14 protein-coding genes are annotated in these 16,394 nt (G+C 74.3%); 6 read left to right on the top strand and 8 right to left on the bottom strand.

Translation table 11 applies throughout. From position 1 onward, the window contains the following. Nucleotides 1–49 precede the first annotated feature (49 nt). Nucleotides 50–922 carry a dihydropteroate synthase gene (folP, locus tag ACSMXR_RS25075; RefSeq protein ID WP_137231846.1) on the top strand — a complete coding sequence of 291 codons (873 nt, stop codon included), beginning with the start codon at nt 50–52 and terminating at the stop codon, nt 920–922. 215 nt (nt 923–1,137) lie between these two features. On the opposite strand, the gene ACSMXR_RS25070 is transcribed toward folP, so the two are convergent. After that, nucleotides 1,138–1,923 (bottom strand): LOG family protein, encoded by a 786-nt coding sequence (locus ACSMXR_RS25070; protein WP_137231847.1) that lies wholly within the window; start codon nt 1,921–1,923, stop codon nt 1,138–1,140. 131 nt (nt 1,924–2,054) lie between these two features. Continuing rightward, nucleotides 2,055–3,146: a succinyl-diaminopimelate desuccinylase gene (dapE, locus tag ACSMXR_RS25065; protein ID WP_364891617.1), complete on the bottom strand. Its 1,092-nt coding sequence runs from the start codon at nt 3,144–3,146 to the stop codon at nt 2,055–2,057. 61 nt (nt 3,147–3,207) lie between these two features. On the opposite strand from dapE, the gene ACSMXR_RS25060 reads away from it, so the two are divergent. Continuing rightward, on the top strand, nt 3,208–4,137 hold the full coding sequence (locus ACSMXR_RS25060; RefSeq protein ID WP_218524837.1) for a hypothetical protein: 930 nt from the start codon (nt 3,208–3,210) through the stop codon (nt 4,135–4,137). A 290-nt stretch (nt 4,138–4,427) separates the two neighbouring features. Next, nucleotides 4,428–4,910 carry an ATP-binding protein gene (locus ACSMXR_RS25055; protein ID WP_164615843.1) on the top strand — a complete coding sequence of 161 codons (483 nt, stop codon included), beginning with the start codon at nt 4,428–4,430 and terminating at the stop codon, nt 4,908–4,910. Nucleotides 4,911–5,003: 93 nt separating this feature from the next. On the opposite strand, the gene dapC is transcribed toward ACSMXR_RS25055, so the two are convergent. Beyond that, nucleotides 5,004–6,098 (bottom strand): succinyldiaminopimelate transaminase, encoded by a 1,095-nt coding sequence (gene dapC, locus ACSMXR_RS25050; RefSeq protein ID WP_473169972.1) that lies wholly within the window; start codon nt 6,096–6,098, stop codon nt 5,004–5,006. 111 nt (nt 6,099–6,209) lie between these two features. Beyond that, complete coding sequence (gene fdxA / locus ACSMXR_RS25045) at nt 6,210–6,530, bottom strand: ferredoxin (protein ID WP_003966501.1); 321 nt, start codon at nt 6,528–6,530, stop codon at nt 6,210–6,212. A 117-nt stretch (nt 6,531–6,647) separates the two neighbouring features. On the opposite strand from fdxA, the gene ACSMXR_RS25040 reads away from it, so the two are divergent. From ACSMXR_RS25040 to ACSMXR_RS25030, 3 genes are all read left to right on the top strand, one after another. After that, nucleotides 6,648–7,643 (top strand): GNAT family N-acetyltransferase, encoded by a 996-nt coding sequence (locus ACSMXR_RS25040; RefSeq protein WP_473169971.1) that lies wholly within the window; start codon nt 6,648–6,650, stop codon nt 7,641–7,643. Nucleotides 7,644–7,758: 115 nt separating this feature from the next. Next, nucleotides 7,759–8,640, top strand: coding sequence for a transglutaminase-like and tetratricopeptide repeat-containing protein (locus ACSMXR_RS25035; protein ID WP_137231852.1), 882 nt, complete (start codon nt 7,759–7,761; stop codon nt 8,638–8,640). Nucleotides 8,641–8,910: 270 nt separating this feature from the next. Next, nucleotides 8,911–9,516, top strand: coding sequence for a response regulator transcription factor (locus tag ACSMXR_RS25030; RefSeq protein WP_103507014.1), 606 nt, complete (start codon nt 8,911–8,913; stop codon nt 9,514–9,516). Here ACSMXR_RS25030 and ACSMXR_RS25025 read toward each other — a convergent pair. The 4 genes from ACSMXR_RS25025 to lanKC form a co-directional block, all read right to left on the bottom strand. Beyond that, nucleotides 9,485–11,386 carry an ATP-binding cassette domain-containing protein gene (locus ACSMXR_RS25025; RefSeq protein WP_473169970.1) on the bottom strand — a complete coding sequence of 634 codons (1,902 nt, stop codon included), beginning with the start codon at nt 11,384–11,386 and terminating at the stop codon, nt 9,485–9,487. The two genes, ACSMXR_RS25030 and ACSMXR_RS25025, sit on opposite strands and share 32 nt — an antisense overlap. Further along, a complete protein-coding gene (locus ACSMXR_RS25020; RefSeq protein ID WP_473169969.1) occupies nt 11,383–13,137 on the bottom strand; it encodes an ATP-binding cassette domain-containing protein in 1,755 nt (584 codons plus the stop codon). The genes ACSMXR_RS25025 and ACSMXR_RS25020 overlap by 4 nt, the downstream gene beginning before the upstream one ends. Before the next feature lie 80 nt (nt 13,138–13,217). Next, the gene (locus ACSMXR_RS25015; protein WP_003966507.1) at nt 13,218–13,349 is read right to left on the bottom strand and encodes a SapB/AmfS family lanthipeptide; all 132 of its coding nucleotides are present in this window, start codon (nt 13,347–13,349) and stop codon (nt 13,218–13,220) included. A 44-nt stretch (nt 13,350–13,393) separates the two neighbouring features. Further along, nucleotides 13,394–16,108, bottom strand: coding sequence for a class III lanthionine synthetase LanKC (lanKC, locus tag ACSMXR_RS25010; protein WP_473169968.1), 2,715 nt, complete (start codon nt 16,106–16,108; stop codon nt 13,394–13,396). Nucleotides 16,109–16,394 lie beyond the last annotated feature (286 nt).

Raw genomic sequence — 16,394 nt, 5'->3', positions numbered from 1 at the left:
TCGGGAGGCCTTAGGGTCGCAGGCGGGCTATCTGAGGAGGAAATACGGGATGCGAAGCGGTGCACTCAGGCTGGGGCGGCGGGAATTCGGGCCGCACGAGCCGGTGATCATGGCGATCGTGAACCGGACCCCGGACTCCTTCTACGACCAGGGCGCCACGTTCGGGGACGAGCCGGCGCTCGCCCGGGTCGAGCAGGCGGTGGCCGAGGGCGCCGCGATCATCGACATCGGCGGGGTGAAGGCGGGTCCCGGCGAGGAGGTGACCGCCGAGGAGGAGGCGCGCCGCACGGTCGGGTTCGTCGCCGAGGTCCGCCGCCGCCACCCGGACGTGGTGATCAGCGTGGACACCTGGCGGCACGACGTGGGCGAGGCGGTCTGCGAGGCCGGGGCGGACCTGCTGAACGACGCGTGGGGCGGGGTGGACCCGAAGCTGGCGGAGGTCGCGGCGCGGTACGGGGCGGGGCTCGTGTGCACGCACGCGGGCGGCGCGGAGCCCCGGACGCGGCCGCACCGGATCGCGTACGACGACGTCATGGCGGACGTCCTGCGGGTGACCGTGGGGCTTGCCGAGCGGGCGGTGGAGCTCGGGGTGCGGGCGGACGGGATCATGATCGACCCGGGCCATGACTTCGGGAAGAACACCCGGCACTCGCTGGAGGCGACGCGTCGGCTCGGGGAGATGGCGGAGACCGGGTGGCCGGTGCTGGTGTCGCTGTCCAACAAGGACTTCGTGGGCGAGACGCTGGACCGGCCGGTGAAGGAACGTGTCGTCGGCACGTTGGCGACGACGGCGGTTTCGGCGTGGCTGGGGGCGCGGGTGTATCGGGTGCATGAGGTGGCGGAGACGCGGCAGGTTCTGGACATGGTGGCGTCGATCGCGGGGCATCGGGCGCCGGCCGTGGCGCGGCGGGGGCTGGCGTAGTTTCTGGCCGCCTGCCCGGCGGGCGGGGCCTGGGGCGCTGCCCCTGGGCCCCGCTCCTCAAGCGCCGGAGGGGCTGGAACCGATGTCCTCAAGCGCCGGACGGGCTTGATTTTGGCGGGCCCGTCCGGGAGGTGCCGGTGAAAAGATGCCCTCAATCGCCGGGCGGGCTTGAAGGGGCCGGGCAGGCTTGATTTCGCCGGGCAGGCTTGAGGGGGTTACCGGCCGACCTCCTTCGTCACCAGCATCACCGCTTCCTCCACGTCGTCCGTCACGTGGAAGAGCAGCAGGTCCTTCTCCGAGGCCTTGCCGCCGGCCACCACCGTGTCGCGGAGCCAGTCGACGAGGCCGCCCCAGTAGGCGGTGCCGAACAGGACGATCGGGAAGCGGGTGACCTTGCCGGTCTGGACGAGGGTCAGGGCCTCGAAGAGTTCGTCCAGGGTGCCGAGGCCGCCGGGCAGGACCACGAAGCCCTGGGCGTACTTCACGAACATCGTCTTGCGGACGAAGAAGTAGCGGAAGTTGACCCCGATGTCGACGTGCGGGTTGAGACCCGACTCGAAGGGCAGCTCGATGCCCAGGCCGACCGAGACGCCCTTCGCCTCCCGGGCGCCCTTGTTGGCGGCCTCCATCGCGCCCGGGCCGCCGCCGGTGATCACCGCGAAGCCGGCGTCGACCAGCGCCTTTCCGATCGCCACCCCGGCCTCGTACTCCGGCGATCCGGCCGGGGTGCGGGCCGAGCCGAAGACGCTGATCGCGCTCGGCAGTTCGGCGAGCGCGCCGAAGCCCTCGACGAACTCCGACTGGATCCGCATCACCCGCCAGGGGTCGGTGTGCACCCACTCGGAGTCGCCCTCGGAGTCCAGCAGCCGCTGGTCGGTCGTGCCGGGCTGGACCTGCTCCCTGCGGCGCAGGACCGGGCCCAGCCACTGTTCCTCGGGGCTGACCGCTCCCTCGGGAGTCTCCGCGCCCTCGGGGATCCGTGCGTCCTCGGCGTTGCCCATGTTCCGCTCCCTCCACCGACCCGCATCGTGCTGGGTCGTGTCGTACTGCGTACGGCCAGCGTAGATCGGCGGAGGTTACGTACGGGGGAATGCGGGGCGTCCACCGGTCAGCCGGTCAGCGCCTCGGCCGGTCAGCCGGTCAGCCAGGAGCGCAGGCGCGTCTCGCAGTGGGTGATCTTCTCGACCGCCACGTGCTCGTCGCGCTTATGGGCGTACATCGGGTCGCCGGGGCCATAGTTCACCGCGGGGACGCCGAGGCCACCGAAACGGGAGACGTCCGTCCAGCCGAACTTGGGCCGGGCGGTGCCGCCGACCGCCGCCATGAAGGCCTTCGCGGCGGGGTGGGAGAGGCCGGGCATGGCCGCGCCGGAGTGGTCGTCGATGACGATCTCGGCCACACCGCAGTCGGCGAAGACCTCGCGGACGTGGGCGATCGCCTCCTCCTCGGTGCGGTCGGGGGCGTAGCGGTAGTTGACGACGACGGTGCAGGCGTCCGGGATGACGTTGGTGGCGACGCCGCCCTCGATGCCGACCGCGTTGAGCCCCTCGTGGTACTCCAGGCCGTCGATGACCGGGCGGCGGGGCTCGTACGCCGCCAGCTTCGCCAGGATCGGGGCGGCCGCGTGGACGGCGTTGGACCCCATCCAGCTGCGCGCGGAGTGGGCCCGCTCGCCCGTCGTCCGCAGGTGGACCCGGAGCGTGCCCTGGCAGCCGCCCTCGACCTCGCCGTCGGAGGGCTCCAGGAGGACCGCGAAGTCTCCGGCGAGCCACTCGGGGTGCGCGTCGGCGATGTGGCCGAGGCCGTTGAGGTGGGCGGCGACCTCTTCGTTGTCGTAGAAGATGAAGGTCAGGTCGCGGTTGGGCTCGGGGACCGTCGCGGCGATCCGGAGCTGGACGGCGACACCGGACTTCATGTCGGAGGTCCCGCAGCCCCAGAGGATCCCGTCCGCGTCGAGGCGGGAGGGGACGTTGTCGGCGATCGGCACGGTGTCGATGTGCCCGGCGAGGACGACGCGCTCGGCGCGGCCCAGGTTCGTCCGGGCGACGACGTTGTTGCCGTGGCGGTCGACGGTGAGGTGGGGCAGGGCACGCAGGGCCGCTTCGATCGCGTCGGCGAGGGCCTTCTCCTCCCCGCTGACCGAGGGGAAGTCGACGAGCCGGGCGGTGAGCGCCGGTCCGTCCAGGGTGAGGTCCAGGGCGAGGTCAGGTGTGCTGTCGGCCATGGGCCCGACCCTAAGCGACAGGGGTATCGGTCCGGACCGGACCCTCCAGTACGGTGGGCCCGTGCCCCGGACAGCCAGCCCCGCCCGTCGCAGCCGCCTCTTCCGATTCGCGGCCGCCTTCGCCGTGCTCGCGGCGCTGGGCGGCTATGTGGCCGTGCAGTACTCCTCCTCCGGCTCGAAGAACCCGCCGCGCTGCGTCGTGGAGGCCACCGACGAGGACGGCGGGGCGTCGCACACGTACGAGATGAGCCTGGCCCAGGCGGTGAACGCGGCGACGATCTCCGCGGTCGGCACCACCCGGGGCATGCCCGAGCGGGCGGTGACGATCGCGCTGGCCACCGCGCTCCAGGAGTCCACGCTCCGCAACATCGACTACGGGGACCGGGACTCGCTGGGGCTGTTCCAGCAGCGCCCGTCGCAGGGCTGGGGCACGCCCGAGCAGCTCATGGACCCGGTCTACTCCGCCGGTGAGTTCTACGACCATCTCGCCGAGGTCCCGGGCTACTCGCGGCTGCCGCTGACCGTGGCCGCGCAGCGCGTGCAGCGCAGCGGTTTCCCGCAGGCGTACGCGAAGCACGAGCCGGATGCCGCGCTGCTGGCCGCCGCGCTGACCGGGCGCAGGCCGGCCTCGCTGAACTGCACCCCGTCGACGGCCACGGCGGACGGTCCGGGGGATGCCGGGCAGGTGCGGGCCGAGCTGGTGCGGGCCTTCGGCAAGGATGTGCTGCCCGCCGCGAAGGCCGCGGGCGCGTCCGCCGCCTCGACCGTCTCGGTGCCCGTCCCGGCGACCTCGGCGCGGGCCGAGGACAAGGCCTCGCCGCGGCGCGGCTGGGAGCTGGCGCACTGGGCCGTGGCGCAGTCCGAGGCGCTGCGGATCGAGCGCGTGAGCTACGCGGACCGGGTCTGGGACGCCGGTACGGGCTGGCGGACGGAACGCTCGAAGGCGACGGAAACGGGCACGTCCGCGGTCAGGATCAGGGTCGTTCAGTAGTACGGCCCATCACCCGTTCGGACCCTGCGGGCCACGGCCCGGGACCCTTTCCGCACCACTTCTCCAAGCCTCTCCGGCCTGGTCCGATTCCCTTGCCGTGCAAGGGAAGTGACGGTTCATCGGACTCCGGCGGTATGGATTGTTTGCCCGGGTTCTTCCGCTGCGGATTATCGGACGCATTACTCAGCCTTTACCTTTGCCCACCGCAACCTTCCCCTCCCCCGAAGCGGTTGTCAGTGCGTCCGATCACCGGACAGACAGATTCGTGCACAAACCGCTGAAGGAGCATCATGTCCCTCCCCCTGACCCGTCGGATCGCTCGTGCCGCGCTGCTGATCGCCGCAGGCGCAGCCCCCGTGGTCGGTGCGGCCGGCGCCGCGAGCGCCGCAGATCTCCCGGCGACCCCGGACCTGGGCGGCCTGACGGCGCTGGACGGCGCCGGGCTCGGCAACACGGTGGACAGCGCCGCCCAGCAGGGCACCCAGGCGGCCGGTGAGACCGGCGGCCGGCTCGTCGGCACGGCGCTCCCGGCCGCGGGCCAGACCGTCGGCAAGTCCGCCGCGGTGGCCGTCCCGGCGGCCCAGGAGACCGCCGGCCAGACCGCGGGCAACGCGGGCCAGGCCGTGGGCGGCGTGGCCGACGCCGCCGGTGGCGGCCTGCCCACCGACGCGCTCGGCGGCGGCCTGCCCACGGACGCCATCGGTGGCGGTCTGCCCACCGACTCCCTCACCCAGGGCGGCCTGCCGCTGGGTGGTCTGCCGATCGGCGGCTGATCCGCCGCACCAGGAACGTGCCGAGGGGCCTCGGGAGTGCGCACTCCCGAGGCCCCTCGGCACGTTGTGCCGCCGTCATGGCGGCGGGCGGGGTCAGGACAGGCGCTTGACCGCCGCCGCCACCCGCTCGTCGGTCGCGGTGAACGCCACCCGGACGAAGCTCGCGCCCGCCGGACCGTAGAAGTCGCCGGGCGCCACCAGGATGCCCAGCTCCGCGAGGTACGCCACGGTGTCCCAGCACGGCTCGTCGCGGGTCGCCCAGAGGTAGAGGCTCGCCTCGCTGTGCTCGATCCGGAAGCCGTGCGCCTCCAGGGCCGCGTGCAGGGCCAGCCGCCGGTCCGCGTAACGGGCCCGCTGCTCGGACACGTGCACGTCGTCGCCGAGGGCGGCGACGGTGGCGGCCTGGACGGGGGCGGCCGTCATCATCCCGCCGTGCTTGCGGATCAGCAGCAGCTCGCCGAGGACGGCCGCGTCGCCCGCGATGAAGGCGGCCCGGTAGCCGGCCAGGTTGGAGCGCTTGGAGAGCGAGTGGACGGCGACGATGCCGTCGTAGTGACCGCCGCAGACGTCCGGGTGGAGCACCGAGACCGGCTCGGCGTCCCAGCCCAGCTCCAGGTAGCACTCGTCGCTGAAGACCAGGACGTCGTGCTCGCGCGCCCAGGCGACGATCCGGGTCAGCTCGTCCTGGGACAGCACCTTCCCGGTCGGGTTGGACGGCGAGTTCAGCCAGAGCAGCTTCAGCCCCGCCGGGTCCAGCTCGGTCGGGTCGTCGTAGGCGACGGGCTCCGCGCCGCAGAGCCGGGCGCCGACCTCGTACGTCGGGTAGGCGAGCCGCGGGTAGGCGACCTTGTCGCCCGCGCCGAGCCCGAGCTGCGTCGGCAGCCAGGCCACCAGCTCCTTGGAGCCGACGACCGGCAGCACGTTGGCGTGGGTCACGCCGACCGCGCCGAGCCGGCGCTCCACCCAGCCGGTGAGCGCGTCCCGCAGGGCCTCGGTCCCCCACACCGTCGGATACCCGGGGCTGTCCGCCGCGGCGACCAGGGCCCGCTGGATCAGCTCGGGGACCGGGTCGACCGGGGTGCCGACGGACAGGTCCACGATGCCGTCCGGGTGGGCCTGGGCCGTCGACTTGTAGGGCGCGAGCTTGTCCCAGGGGAAGACCGGCAGGCGGGAGGAGAGTGCGGACACGGGGCTCTGCTTTCTCGGGTTGCTCAGGCCGTTCCCGGCCGTACGGAAAACGCCTCGGTCCCGCACGGTGACAAGCCGTACGGGACCGGGCCGCGCGCGTGGTGCCGTCGCCTACTGGTTCTGCGGCGGCAGTCCGGCGACGAACGCGTGGTCGCGCTCGATGAGTCCGAGCTTGGACGCACCGCCCGGCGAGCCGAGGTCGTCGAAGAACTCGACGTTCGCCTTGTAGTAGTCCTTCCACTCCTCGGGAGTGTCGTCCTCGTAGAAGATGGCCTCGACCGGGCAGACCGGCTCACAGGCTCCACAGTCGACGCACTCGTCCGGGTGGATGTACAAGGACCGCTGGCCCTCGTAGATGCAGTCGACGGGGCACTCTTCGATGCAGGCCTTGTCCTTCACGTCGACACAAGGCTGCGCGATGACGTAGGTCACGCTGTCGTTCCTCCTCGGTAGGGCGTTGGCTCTCGCGCGGGAGCGCGGCGTCGTCGATGCCCGCCCCTAGTATCTCCGTTCTCGGGCACGATCCGAACAGGAGGGGCGGAGAGAGCTGTGGAATTCACCATCGGCGGACGGCTGGAAGTCCGCATCACCCCCGCTGACGTGGGCAAACGCGTGTCCGTGCGGCGCCGGACGGACGGCGGCGGCACGGGCGCGGAGTTCACCGACACGGTCGGGGTGCTCACATCATGGGACCACGGTGTGCTCGCGATCACACGAAAGAGCGGGGAGTCCGTCCACATCGTGGAATCCGCGCTGGTCGCGGGCAAGATCGTGCCCGCCGCGCCGGCCCGCCGTCGGGGCCCCGCCGCCTCCTTCGAGGAACTGGCCGCCGTCACGGCGCGCGCCTGGCAGCCCGTGGAGAGCGAACCGCTGGGCGACTGGCGGCTGCGCGCCGCCGGGGGCTTCACCCGGCGGGCCAACTCCGCGCTGCCGCTCGGCGATCCGGGCCTGCCGCTCGGCGAGGCGCTGGGGCGGGTCCGCGACTGGTACGAGGAGCGGGGCCTGCCCGCGTACGTCCAGACGGCGACCGGGGCCGAGGGCACGCAGGAGCTCCTGTGCGCGGAGCTGGAGCGGCACGGCTGGCGGCGCGAGGTCTCGGCGGAGGTGCGGATCGCCGCGCTGGCGCCGGTCGGTGACGTGGCCGCGGACGTCGCGGCGGTCCGGCTGAGCCGCGCGCCGGACACGGCCTGGCTCACCCGCTACCAGCGTTTCTCGACGCCCGGTCCACAGGTGCTGCGGGTGCTGGGCAGCGGCCCCTCGGTCTGGTTCGCCACGGTCCCCGGGGAGTCCGGCGCGCCGGCCGCGATCGGGCGGTGTGTCGTGGACGGGCGGTGGGCCGGCTTCATGGCCGTCGAGGTCGACCCGGAGCAGCGGCGGCGCGGGCTCGCCACCACCGTGATGACCGCGCTGGCGCGCCGGGCGCTGGACGAGGGCGCCTCGGCGGCCTGGCTCCAGGTGGAGGAGGACAATGAAGGGGCGCGGGCGCTGTACGACGGCATGGGCTTCGCGGCCCACCACCGCTACCACCACTACCGCTCGGCGTGAGGAACCACGCGATGAGCCACCGGGACGTGGACCGGAAGGACGCCGCGGGTCACGGGGACGGCGTGGGTCACGTGGGCGACAGGAACAGGGGCAAGGGCATGGGCATGGGCCGCATATGAGCGCGCTGGATTCCGGGACGGCCGAGCGGCGGCGGCAGTTCGCCGAGGAGGCCCGGTCCGAGCGGCCGGACCTCGCCCTCCTCTGTCTGCTGCTGGGCGCGGAGGCCGGACCGGTGGGCCCGGCCGAGGTCCGCCCGGTGGTGCCGGGAGAGGCCGATCCCGACCCGTACGGCATCGACGCCGCGCAGATCGAGCTGGACCGGCTGGCGGGGCTGCTGCCGTACGGCTCCCGCTCCCCCGCCGGCTGGGCCTCGGCGCTGGCCGAACTGCTGGGCGAACGCTGCGGCTTCGGCGGCTCGTCGGTGGACTACCAGCGGCTGGACTCCTCGCTCCTCCAGCAGGTGCTGCGCCGCCGCCGGGGCCTGCCGATCCTGCTGTCGGTCGTCTGGATCGAGGTCGCCAGGCGGGCGGGCGCTCCGGTGTACGGGGTGGCGCTGCCCGGCCACTTCGTCGTCGGCTTCGGCGATCCGGAGCGCCCGGTGCTGGCCGATCCGTTCGCCGGGGGCGCGCCGTTGACCGGGCAGGACGCGGAGCTGCTGGTCACGGGGGCGACCGGGGCGGCGCTCGAGCCGTCGATGATGGTGCCCGCGCGGCCGCTGGAGATCGTGCTGCGGATCCTGAACAACGTACGGGCGTGGGCGGCGGCCCGGCCCGAGCGCACGGACGTGGCCCTGTGGGCGGTGGAGCTGTCGCTGCTGCTGCCCTCGCATCCGGCCAGGCTCCGCTACGAGCATGCCCAGCTCCTCGTCCAGCGCGGTGAATTCCTGCGCGGGGCGGCGGAGATGGAGGAATATGCGGAAGTCCTCGACGGAATCGAGCCGACGACGGCCGAGAACATCCGGCGTAAGGCCCACGCCGCACGCGCCCTGCTGAACTGAACCGGCCTTTCCTGCGGGCCGTCCGCGCAATCCACCACCGCACCGGCCGTCCGAACGCCCGTGTGGTGGCGAGACGGATGGGTCCGTGGGCGATGTGCGCTCCCGATTTACATCCGAACGCCCCCTTCCGCGCCCAACGGACGCGCTTTTCGGCCCGTTCGTCCGCGTACGCGAATGCCCATGCGCTCAACTGGAAACCCGTCACCGGATGCGTACAGCCCGTCGCATTCCGCGTCCGGCGGGCCGGAAGAGAAACCTGAGGGCAGATCGATGACGACCGTGCTGTTGGTCCACACCGTGCCGTTGTGGCGCGCTTCGCTGGCCTCGCTCCTCGGCACGGGGCGGGGCATAGAGGTCCGCACCGCCGAACACGGTGCGATACGCGCCGCGCTGAGCGGGCCCGGACCCGATGTGCTCCTCACCGACCTCGACTGTCCGGGCGCACTGGACGTCCTGGACGAGGTGCGGACGATGACCGCACCGCACGGCGGGCCGTGTCCGCTCGCCGTGCTCACCCGCAGCGACCGGCCGCGCGGGCTGCGGCGGGCGTACGAGGCGGGGGCGCTCGGCTACATCGACAAATACCGCCCGGTGGACGACCTGTCCGAGGTGATGCACAAACTGGCGGACGGCGGCCGGCATATCGACGAGTCGCTGGCCTTCAGCCTGCTGCAGGTAGCCGACATGCCGTTATCTCCGCGGGAATTGAGTGTGCTCTCGATGGCCGAAGGGGGTGACACCGTGGCCGGAATCGCCGCTCGGCTGCATCTGACACCGGGGACGGTCCGCAATTATCTGGCCGCCGCCATACGGAAGTCCGGGGCGCGCAATCGGCTGGACGCGATCAGACGGGCGAAGGAGGCGGGGTGGATCTGATGCCGGGTCCCCGGCCCCGGTCCGCCTCCGGCTCCTCCCGGTCCCAGAAGCCGGCCAGGTCCCGGTAGAGGGCGCTGGAGCGCAGGAGTTCGGCGGGGGTGCCGCACCGGGTGCGCGGGCCGTCCATCACCAGGGTCCGTTCGGCGCGGTGGGCCGAGCTGAGCCGGTGGGCGACGACGACCAGCGCGCCCGGCAGCGCGGCGAACGCCAGCTCGGCACGGGTCTCGGCGGCCGGGTCGAGCCGGCTGGTGGCCTCGTCGAGGATCAGCAGCGGCGGGGCGGCGAGGTAGGCCCGGCCGAGCGCGACGAGCTGCCGTTCGCCCTGGGAGAGCCGGTCCGGTTCGAGCACCGCGTCCAGCGAGCCGAGCCGGGAGAGCAGCGGGTCCAGGCCGAGCGCGTCCGCCATCGCCGCGATCTCCCGGTCGCGGGCGTCGGGCCGGAGGTAGCGGAGGTTGTCCCGCAGCGAGCCGCTGAACACATGGGCGTGCTGGGGCAGCAGGACGCGTACGGAGGTGGCGTCGGCCGGGCGCGCCGGCCGCCCCCGCCACCGCACCGCTCCCCCGGTCGGCCGCTCGGTCCCGGCGAGGACGGCGGCCAGGGTCGACTTGCCGCTGCCGCTCGGGCCGACCACCGCGAGGTGCTCGCCCGCCCCGATCGTCAGGGAGAGCCGGTCCAGGACGGGCTGGGCGCCGGGCCCGTACGCGAAGGTGACCTCGTGGAGTTCGGCGACCGGGGTGCCGCGCGGCGGCGGAGCGGCGGCCCGGGCGGGCGGCGGCGGGTCGTCGGCGGGCGGGGGCGGGGCGTCCGTGAACCGGTCCAGCACCACGACGAGCCGGCCGCCGACCGTGCCCAGCATGGTCATCAGCGCCTGGACGGCGGGGGCGAGGGCCTGGGTGAGATAGGTCAGCGCGCCGACCAGCGCGCCCGGTGTGAGCCCGTTCCGCAGCAGCCAGGGCGCGGCCAGGAGCAGCAGGAGCGGGGGGAACCGGCCGCAGACGGCGAGGGCCAGCACCCTGACGGCCGACCAGCGGGCCAGCGAGCGGGAGGCGGCGAGCTGGGCCCCCGCGAGGGTCCGGGACTCGGCCACCGTCCGCCCGGCGGTTCCGGCGGCGGCGATGTCGCGTACGGAGGCGGCGAGCCGGCCCGCGTGGGCGGCGTACGCCTCGTCGGCGGCGAGGTAGTCGCGCTGACGGGCGGCCATCGGCGGCAGGGTGCCGAGGAACAGGGCGGCCCCGAGGGCGAGCGGGGGCAGCACGATCAGCAGGAGGGCGGGCGACAGGGCCAGCAGGCCGGTGACGGCCCCGGCGGCCGTGAACACGAACGAGCGCAGCGTCAGGACGAGGCCGGCCCAGCCGTCGCGGGCGATCTCACTCTGATGGGTGACCTGGGAGAGGGACCGGGTGCTGACATCGCCGGACGGGTGGGCGAGGGCGTCGGACATCGCCCGGGACACGGCGCGCCGGACCAGCCCGTCGCGCAGCGGCTCCACCAGGTCGGCGAGCCGCCCGAACACTCCGCGTGCGGCGAGCACGGCGGGCAGCACGGCGACGGCGGCGACGACCAGCCAGAGGAGACCGGTCAGCGGGCGGGCGGCGAGGAAGCCGTCGTCGAGCGCGCGGGCGACGCCGTACCCGCTGAGGAAGGTCTGCGCGAACTCCAGCAGGGACCAGCCGGCCAGCCGCAGGATCACGCCGGTGCGCGCCCGCAGGAAGGGGCGCGCCTCGCGGACGACCCGGCGGAGTGGGGCGTCGCGCGGTGCCTCACCTGAGGCTTCACGCGGTGCCCCACTTGTGGCGTCGCGCGGTGCCTCACCCGGCGCGGGGGCCTTGCGCAGGACGTCGTGTTCGGAGCGTGTCCCGTCGTCCGTCATCGGGTCTCCGCCTCCGCTCCGGCCCGCTCCGCGTGCTCGCCCGGTGAGGTGCCGCGGAAGACCGCGCGGTACTCCGGGTCGGCCCACAGCTCGTCGTGGCGGCCCGTCGCGCGGAGCCGGCCGTCCTCCAGCCAGGCGACCCGGTCCGCCCGCGCGGCCGAGGAGAGCCGGTGGGCGACGATGATCCGGGTGCAGCGGCCGGCCCGGGCGTCCAGCGCGCGCCGGACGTGGTGCTCGGTCACGGTGTCGAGGCTGGACAGCGCGTCGTCGAGGATCATCAGGCGGCCCGGATGGGCGAACGCGCGTGCCAGGCCGAGGCGTTGGCGTTCGCCGCCGGAGAGCGGCGCGTCGGCGACCGGGGTCGCGTAGCCGTACGGGAGCAGCGCGACGAACCCGTCGGCGCGGGCCGCGCGGGCGGCTTCGCGTATGGCTTCGGGCGACGCGGTCCCGGGTCCGTACGCGATCGTGTCCTCGACGGTGGTGCCGAGGAGGGCGGGGCGGGCGAAGGCGTACGCCACCTCGCGGCGCAGCCGGGCCGGTTCCATGGCGTCCATCGGCACGCCGTCCAGCAGCACGCTGCCGGTGTCCGGGTCGAGCAGCCGCCCGGCGACCGCGGCGAGCTGCGACTTGCCGGAGCCGGAGCGCCCGACGACGGCGAGGGACGTGCCGCCGGGGACGGTGAGGTGGACGCCGGTCAGCAGCGGGGAGCCGTCCTGTTCGACGCCGACGTCCCGGAGTTCGAGGTGTCCGGGGGCGTCGGGCACCGGGCCCAGACCGCGGTGCGGCAGCGGGGCGAGGGTGAGGAGGGGGTCGAGGCTGCGGGCGGCGGCGCGGCTGCGGGCGAGGGAGCCGAGCGCACCGGTGAGCGCGCCGATGCCGACGGCGAGGCTCGCGTAGCGGGACGCGGCGACCAGGTCGCCGACGCCGATCGCGCCCGCGCCGAGCCGGAGTCCGGCGACCGCGAGGACCAGCAGCATGAGCAGGGGCAGCAGGAGTCCGCTGCGGCCGACGGCCCGCCCGTACACCGTCCAGGTGCGCCGGCCGTGTTCGGCGAGCGCGCTCAGGGGTTCCAGGACGCGGCGGTGTTCGCGGGCGCCGGTGCGGGCGGCGCGGATGGTGTCGGCGCCGTCCAGGGCCTCGGTGAGCCGGTGAGCGATGAGCGACTGGGCGCGCTGGTAGTCGGCCCCGGCGTCGGCGGTCCGGCGGGTGAAGGTGCGCAGCAGCGCGACGAGGAGGGGTGCGCCCAGGAGGAGCGCGGCGGCCGTCCACACGTCGATGAGGAGGAGGCCGACGATCGCGCCGAGCGGGAGCAGGACGCCCGCGACGGCTCCGGCTGCGGTGACGGGCGCGGCGGCGGCGTCGGCGGTGCGGGCGGTGAGCCGGGCGGTGAGGTCGCCGGTGGGCAGGGCGAGGGCGCGGCGGGGTTCGGCGGCCAGGAGCCGGGCGGCGGTGCGGGTGCGCAGCGACGCGGTGAGCCGGGCGGTGGTGGTCGTACCGGTCACGGCGGCCGCCGCGTCGAACCCGGTCTCGGCGAGGGTCAGGGCGGCGCAGAGCAGCAGCCAGGACCAGGGCACGGGGCCGCCGGTCACGAGCCGGTCGACGGTGTGGCCGAGGGCGGCGGGCAGGGCGAGGGCGGCGAGCGCCCCGCCGGTGGAGCAGAGGAGGAGCCCGAGGAGGGCGGCCGGGTGGAGCCGGGCGAGCCGCCGCGCGCCGGCGGCGGACGCCGTGCCCGGGCGTGGGTGCTGCCGCACGGGGTCGCCTTTCCTGTTCCTGCGGGCACGTGGCCGGCCGGCCCGCCGGTGAGGATCACCGGTGGGCCGGCCGGAGCGGGTCACGGGGTGCAGAGGACCACGCTGAGGGAGCTGTACTCACAGACCAGCAGCGAGACCTGGCTGCCCGTGGCGAGCTCGCCGAAGGAGTCCTCGGCCGGGGTGTCCATCGCCTGGAGGTCGAGAAGCGCCATGATGTGTCCTTTCGGGGACGGTTGGTGGTGCTTGGGCGGTGGTGCTAGAGCGACCCCGGGTGGGGCCGGTCCGACGACCCCTGGCGGGGCCGGTTCTTGGGGCCGCTCGCGCGGCCGGGGTGCGCCGCCGGAGCGGCGGGCGGGACAGGAAGTCCGGCGGGCGGGACAGGTAGTCCGGCGGGCAGGAAGGGCAGTCCGGTGGGCCGCCCGGACGCGGCGCCCAGGGCGAGGAGCGCGCCCGCGGTCCCGGTGGCCAGGTCCATCGACAGCCGCATCAGCTGTTCGCCGGGGAAGGCGAGTCCGTCGCCGTACGCCACGGCGTGGCTGCCCAGCAGCTCGGTGTGGCGGGCGGTCGCGCGGGCCCGGTCGGCCGCGTCGCACAGCGGGGTGGCCGCGAGGTGCAGCAGGAGTCCGGCCGAGCCGCGGAGCAGCCCGGGCTGGACGTAGAAGGCGGAGCGCGCGGCCGGCAGGAGGGCGCGGCCCGCCGCTTCGAGCACGGGGTCCGGGCGGTGGGCGAGGTAGGCGTCGATGACGGCCGCGATGCCGGCGCTGCCCGAACCGAGGTACGGCATCAGCCGCTTGCCCTCGACGACGAGGAGTTCGCCGTCGTCCCCGGCCCGGCACCGCTCCACGTCGCGGCGCAGGGCGGTGGCGGCCAGGCCGAGCAGGGCGGCGTCGCCGGTGGTCGCGTACCGGCGTATCAGCAGCAGGGCGATGCCGCTCGCGCCGTGCAGCAGTCCGGTGCGGGGTGACGGCGGACCGTCGACGAGCGCGCGGACGGCGAGGGCGGTGCAGCGGGCCGCGGCGGCGGACAGTGCCGGGGCGTCGGCGGCGCGGGCGGTGCGGGCCAGGTCGTCGAGGGCGAGCCCGATGCCCGCGTACCCGTTGTGGAGGCCGGGCGCGAGGCCCTCCAGCGGCTGGTCGAGGATGATCCGGAGGAGGTCGGCGGCCTCGGCGGTGCGGCCGATCCGGTGCAGGGTCCAGGCGATGCCGGTGAGTCCGTCGTAGAAGCCGAGCGGGCTGCCGGAGGCCGGGTCCTTGGCGTGCCGCAGGAGCCAGTCCTCTGCCGGTCCGCACGGCGGGGCGCCCGTCTCGTGGAGGGCGTAGAGCACGCCGGCCGCGCCGTACGCGAAGGACTGGCCGCCGGTGGCCGTGGCGAACTGGGCGATGTCGCCGGGGAAACAGCGGTCCTCGCGCTCCGGTGTGCAGGAGGCGGTGATGGCCCGGACCATCGCGTCACGGCCGCGCGGCCAGTCACCGAGACCGGGAACGTGACCGGAAGCGGAAGCGCGAACCGAAGCAGAAGCCCGGACGGCGGGCTCCCCCGTGTCGCGCAGGATCTCCGCGACCGCCGGCCGCAGCGCCTCCTCCGTGACCGGGAAGACGCGGGCGATGTCCCGCGCGAGCCCGGCGGCCTTCGTACGGTCGATGCCGAACAGCGTGGTGAGCGGCAGATACAGGGCGAGCCGCAGACAGGCGAGTGCGTAGCGGTCGATGTCGGGGCCGCGCCGGTCGGGCGGGGCGACGAAGGCCGGGTTGGCGACGATCTGACGGCGGCGTTCGGCGACCGGGGAGGCGGCCTCGAAGTCGAGCAGGACGATCCGCGAGGCCTCCTCGTCGACCATGACGTTGCTCATGTGCAGATCGCTGATGACGATGCCCCGGGCGTGCACGGCCTCGACGGCGCGCTCGACCTGCCCGTACAACTCCTCGGCCCAGGCCGCGTGTTCGGCGAGCAGTTCGGCCGACGGGTGCTGCCGGGCGAGCGGGAAGCGGCGGGCGAAGACGGTGTTGAGGGTGGTGCCGGGGAGGTACTGGAGGACCAGGAAGTGATGGTCGCCGACCTCGAACACGTCCCGGACGGCCGGTACGCAGTCCAGCCCGGCCAGTTGCTCCAGCGCGGTCCGCTCCCGCTCCAGCCGGGCCACGGCGTCCGCCCCGTCGGCGGCCAGACCGGCGTACGGACGGGCCTCCTTGAGGACGACCTGCTCGCCGGTGCGGGTGTCGCGGCCGAGGTAGACCCCGCCGCCGTTGGAGAAGTGCAGCGCCTTCTCCACGGTGTACGGGAGGTCCGCGAGGCCCACGGCGGCGCGGGCCTCCAGGTGCGGCATCAGGAAGCCGGGCGGGGTCACCCAGGAGGGGACGCGGAAGGCCGGGCCCCGGTCGTCGGGGACGAGCCGGCCCTGCGGATCGGCGACGGCGGGCACGGGCCGCCCGTCCGGGCCGGAGCAGAAGCGGGCGGCGAACGCCCCGTACCGGGTGTGCACGGGGCCGTTCCCGCAGCGCAGGTCGCTCAGGATGTACGGGCCGTGCTCCCCGTCGAGGAGCCCCGTCAGGGCGGTGCACACCTCGGGGAACGCCTCGTCGGACGGCGGGTAGACGGTGATGAACTTGCCGCTGCCCGCCCGGTCCGCGTACTTGGCGTTCCGCAGGGCCAACAGCCCCGGATTCGGTATGCACTTGAAGGCCAGCCGGTGTTCCAGGCAGTGGGCGACGACCCGGTCGAGCACCCGGGACGCGTTGTCGAGGGCGGCCGAGACATGGATCTTCCAGCCCTGCGGCGGCAGGCGCAGCCCGTCGGGGCTGTACGCGAGCCAGTCGCCGCGCCGGGAGCGGGTCCACCCCTCGGGTGCGGGGCCACGGACGGCCGTGTAGAACGAGTGCTCCTCACCGACGGCCCCGTCCGGTCCGAGGGAACGGTGGGGGGCGTCGTAGAAGCGGCGGTCCGCCTGGCAGTACGCGGCGTACTCCGGATTCACGCACGGCCCCCTCGCTCGGTTCTTCCGCGTCGTTCGCGGCGAGAGAGAAATTGTCATAACGACGGGGGGTGCCCATAGTCACTGTTGTCACGACTCGTACATGCGCGCACATGCGCACCGGGCATGCGGAGCGCACCGCGCACCGATGCGCCGGTGCTGATCGCCCAGCTGCGGACGGGTGTGCGCCCGGGGGCGGCCGGGGGCGTGCGCGGGGCGCTTCCAGCGCCCGTCAACGGGCTCCGTGCACCGGTCCGTTCGGCCCGCACCGCGCACCGCGCACCGGTGC

This window comes from Streptomyces sp. DSM 106670 (genome assembly GCF_055792845.1).
The sequence above is the reverse complement of the archived record's forward strand: the minus strand, read 5'-3'. Positions and strand labels throughout refer to the sequence as shown.

Coding starts and splice junctions, on each gene's coding strand:
- folP (WP_137231846.1), top strand. CDS start 50: ATGCGAAGCGGTGCACTCAGGCTGGGGCGGCGGGAATTCGGGCCGCAC.
- ACSMXR_RS25070 (WP_137231847.1), bottom strand. CDS start 1,923: ATGGGCAACGCCGAGGACGCACGGATCCCCGAGGGCGCGGAGACTCCC.
- ACSMXR_RS25025 (WP_473169970.1), bottom strand. CDS start 11,386: ATGACGGACGACGGGACACGCTCCGAACACGACGTCCTGCGCAAGGCC.
- ACSMXR_RS25030 (WP_103507014.1), top strand. CDS start 8,911: ATGACGACCGTGCTGTTGGTCCACACCGTGCCGTTGTGGCGCGCTTCG.
- dapE (WP_364891617.1), bottom strand. CDS start 3,146: ATGGCCGACAGCACACCTGACCTCGCCCTGGACCTCACCCTGGACGGA.
- ACSMXR_RS25035 (WP_137231852.1), top strand. CDS start 7,759: ATGAGCGCGCTGGATTCCGGGACGGCCGAGCGGCGGCGGCAGTTCGCC.
- ACSMXR_RS25015 (WP_003966507.1), bottom strand. CDS start 13,349: ATGGCGCTTCTCGACCTCCAGGCGATGGACACCCCGGCCGAGGACTCC.
- ACSMXR_RS25055 (WP_164615843.1), top strand. CDS start 4,428: ATGTCCCTCCCCCTGACCCGTCGGATCGCTCGTGCCGCGCTGCTGATC.